This is a genomic window from Streptomyces sp. NPDC051582 (assembly GCF_040681715.1).
Taxonomy (GTDB): Bacteria; Actinomycetota; Actinomycetes; order Streptomycetales; family Streptomycetaceae; genus Streptomyces.
In genome coordinates this window covers 1-3,963 of sequence record NZ_JBFAZJ010000085.1, presented here as the reverse complement: position 1 = coordinate 3,963, position 3,963 = coordinate 1, and the positions used below count along the sequence as shown (strand labels likewise).

The window sequence follows — 3,963 nt, the reverse complement described above, 5'->3', positions numbered from 1 at the left end:
GACGGTCGACTCCGACCGCAAGCACCTCACCGAGGTGCTGCGCGCGGCCGCCGACCACCAGGGCACGGCGCTCGTGGAGATCTACCAGAACTGCAGCATCTTCAACGACGGCGCATTCGAGGTGCTGAAGGACAAGCAGACCGCCCAGGAGGCGGTGATCCGGCTGGAGCACGGGCAGCCGATCCGCTTCGGCGCCGACGGCCACAAGGGTGTCGTACGGAACCCGGCCACCGGCGACCTGGACGTGGTGGACGTGACGCCGGAGAACGAATCGGCGATCCTCGTCCACGACGCGCACGCCAAGTCCCCGACCACCGCCTTCGCGCTGTCCCGCCTGGCCGACGCGGACACCCTCCACCAGACCCCCATGGGCGTCTTCCGCGACGTCGAACGCCCCGTCTACGACACGTTGATGGCGGAGCAGCTCCAAGCGGCCGTCGACAGCAAGGGCAAGGGCGACCTGGCGGGCATCATGGCCGGCAACGACACGTGGACGGTCGTCGCCTGAGCCGAGCAGAGCCGAGCAGAGCAGAGCAGAGCCGAGCAGAGCCGAGCAGAGCCGAGCCGAGCCGAGCAGAGCCACGTACGTGTCAGTGGGCCGGGGCCGGGGCTGGTACCCGCCCCGGCCCACTGACCACTCGTGACGGGGCCGGACGGCTCGGACGGTTCAGACAACCGTGCGGCTCACGGGGGTCAGATCCATCGGCAGATCGCCGCGCGAGCTGATCCGGAGCTTGCGGTAGACGCGGGTGAGGTGCTGTTCGACGGTGCTCACCGTCAGGAAGAGCCTCGCGGAGATCTCCCGGTTGGTGAGCCCCTGGGCCGCCAGCGTGGCCACCCGCTGCTCCGAACCGCTCAGCTTGGCGCCGCCGGCCGCCGCGTGACCACCCGGTTGTGCCCGGTCGCGTACGGGCGGGGTGAGGGGCGCGTCCGGGAGGATCTCCCGGCACAGGGCGACGGCCTCGCTGTCCTTGGCGAGGTTCCAGGCGTTGCGGATCATCGTGTTGCCCTTGGGGGAGCCCTCGTACTGGAGGGCACGGCCGAGGTCGGCCATCGCCCGGGCCGTCTCGACGCGGTCGCCCGAGCGGTGAAGTTCCTCGACGGCCTGGCCCAGCAGGGCGCTCCTGCGCCGGGGTTCGCCGGTGAGGGCGCGCAGGCGCAGGGAGAGCCCGCGTACCCAGGGCCGCCGGGCGTCGGGGTGGGCGAGCTGGTCGAGTACGAGCTGCTCGGCCTGCCGGGCCTCGCCGAGGAGCAGCAGGGCCTCGGCGGCGTCGGTGCGCCAGGGGAGGTGGGCGGGGCGGTCGATGCCCCAGTCCGCCATGAGGCGGCCGGCTTCCAGGAAGTCGGCGAGCGCGGCGTGGGGCTGGTTGACGGCGAGGCGGTGCAGGCCGCGGGCGCGCAGGTACGCCGGCCCGTGCAGGCCGGCCGGCAGCCGCGGCGGCAGCTGGCGGTCGGTGAGCCGGGAGGCTTCGGTGAACCGGCCCATGGCACTGCACGCCCGGATCAGCACGGACGCCGGGGCGCAGTGGAAGGCGCTGCCGGTCCGGTCGGGGAGGGCCTGGAGGGCGGCGGTGGCGTGGGCGTGGGCCCCGGTGAGGTCGCCGAGCCGCAGCAGGGCCTCGGCGTGGAGGGTGCCGAAGAGGCAGACCCAGCCGGGGGCGTCGGCCCGCCCGGCCTCGTCCAGCAGCTTTCGGCTCCACCGGACGGCCCGGTCGGGCTGGTCGGATGCGGTCAACGACCGCACGGCCTGTGCGAGCGGCGCGGCGGTGGCCTCGGCCAGCCGGCTGCCCTGCAACAGCCGCTCGCTGACGGCCCCGGGCGTATCGAGGTCCGTGTCGAACGCCGCGGCCGGGCCCGCGGCTCCGTCGGGGACGAGCCCCGCGGCCTCCGCGATCCGCCCCTGCGCGTACAGCAGCCCGACGAGCAGCCGGGTGTGCTCGGTGTTCGGGGCGCCGGCCCGGTGTGCTTCGAGCAGGGCGGTGAGTCGGCGTTCGGCCGCCGCCGGGTCGAAGCGGGAGGCGATCTGGGCCAGGCGCAGCCGGATCCCGTGGCGGGTGTGGGCGTCGGCGGCCGCCCGCAGGGCGAGTTCGAGGAGCCCCGGGGCGACGCGGGCGTCGCCCCGGGCCAGCAGTTCCTCGGCGGCTTCGAGCAGCACCTCGACGTCGGCGGGGTCGGGGTGGTGGCCGGGGCCGGGGCCGGGGTCGGCGGAGGCGGCCGCCAGGTGCTCGGCGACGGTGGTGGCGGGTGCGCCGTCCTCGCGCAGCAGCCGGGCGGCCCGGCGGTGCAGGTCGGCGCGCACACCGGGGGTGGTGTCCTCCAGTACGGCGGCCCGCGCGGCGGGATGCCGGAACCGGGCGCCCTCCGGCCGCCCGCAGGCTCCCTGCCCGTGCGCAGCCTCGGGCCCGCCGGGAGCCTCGGGCTGCCGCCGCGAAGCCGCGGGCAGGTCGGGGGCCTCGTACTGCCCTGCGCGCTCGTACCGGCGCGCGGCGTCCGGCCGGCCCGCGGCTTCCACGAGGCCCGCCGCCTCCAGGGCGGCCAGGGCCCGCCGGGCGGCCGCGGCGGATCCGCCGAGGAGACGTACGACCCGTTCTGGGGTGGACTGCTCCCCGAGTACTGCCGCTGCACGGGCCGCTGCGAGGGCGGTGGGGCCGGTTCGGTGCAGGCAGGTGGCGACGGCTTGGGCGTACGGACCACCGGGACCGAGAGCGGCCGACTGCCCGCCCCCGCCCTCGTCCCTGCCCGCGCCCTCGCTCTCGCTCTCCTCGACGAGGGCCCGCAGCAGCAGCGGGTTGCCTCCGCTGATGCGGTGCAGCTCACCGACGGACAGAGGCCCGCCACCGGTCGCGAGCCTGTCGGCCGGCGCGACTGCACTGCTCGGCGTGGGCTCGTCGGTCGGGCGGAGGGCGTCGAGGGCCGTGGCCACCTCGGTGGGGGTGAGGCGGTCCAGGCGGAGCCGGGTGAAGTGCGGTTGGCGCATCAGCTCGGTGGTGAAGACCGGGTCGAGGTCCTCGGCGTGCGGGGCGCCGGTCAGCACGGTCAGGACGGCGGCCGTACGGGTGTGCCGGGCCAGGTACTGGAGGTACTGGAGGGACGCTCCGTCGGCGTGGTGGATGTCGTCGACGACGAGGACGACGGGCCGCTGTGCGCTCAGCTCGCGCAGCCGCGCGCAGAAGGCCTGCATGGCCTCCACCCGCGCCGGTGGTGCGCCCGACCCGTCGGCTGCGGGCACCGGCAGCGGCGCAGGCACCGGCGCAGGTGCGGGTGCGGGCAGGGACACGGGCAGGGCGAAGCCCTCCTTGCCGTGCGCCAGTTGCCGCAGCACACCGAGGGCGACGTGGCGTTCGTCCGGGGAGGCGACCGCGGTCAGCACCAACGCCCCGGCCGTGCGGGCCCGTTCGGCGGCCGCGTCCGCCAGCGCGCTCTTGCCGCAGCCCGTGGCGCCCTCGGCCAGAACGATCCGCGCGCCCCCCTCGGCGCACTCCGCGAGCGCCGTGTCCAGCGCCCCGATCACCGCGTCCCTGCCGACCAGCGTCATACGTGCCCCCGTCATCGAAACCCCACCCCTCACCCCGGCCAGGGTCGAATCCGCGCCTACAGGGGTGGTCGAGCGGAGACGGAGCAAAAGACCCCAGGCCGCACGGGGTGGCCCCGGCCCCCGGAACCTGCCCACCGCGCCACGGCGCCCCGGTACGTCCGTACGCCCGCACCCGGGGTGACCACGCAGGGCTCGCGGCTTCCGCCACCGCACGGCGTTGCCGAGGCTCCCGAGTACGTCCAGCACCCCGCCGCCCGACCGCCCCGCGAAGCCGGCGCCGGACTCCGCCCGCCGATCCCGCCCGTCCGCCCGCGGGACAGGCGGGACTTTGCGGACACCCCCTAAAGGGTGTTGCAGAAGGTCTGTCGTGGGCGGGCCTGAGTGGCTTTTGACCTGTTGTTTCACCGTGTCATGGCGAGGTTGTGCAT

1 protein-coding gene and 1 pseudogene are annotated in these 3,963 nt (G+C 75.5%); one reads left to right on the top strand and one right to left on the bottom strand.

What is annotated here, in order from left to right; translation table 11 throughout:
• Window positions 1-508 (top strand): annotated as a pseudogene (locus tag AB0M92_RS39080) (2-oxoacid:ferredoxin oxidoreductase subunit beta); the annotation flags it as partial.
• A gap of 159 nt (window positions 509-667) precedes the next feature.
• On the opposite strand, the gene AB0M92_RS39075 reads toward AB0M92_RS39080, so the two are convergent.
• Complete coding sequence (locus AB0M92_RS39075; protein WP_366107156.1) at window positions 668-3,568, bottom strand: BREX system ATP-binding domain-containing protein; 2,901 nt, start codon at window positions 3,566-3,568, stop codon at window positions 668-670.
• Between the last annotated feature and the right edge of the window lie 395 nt (window positions 3,569-3,963).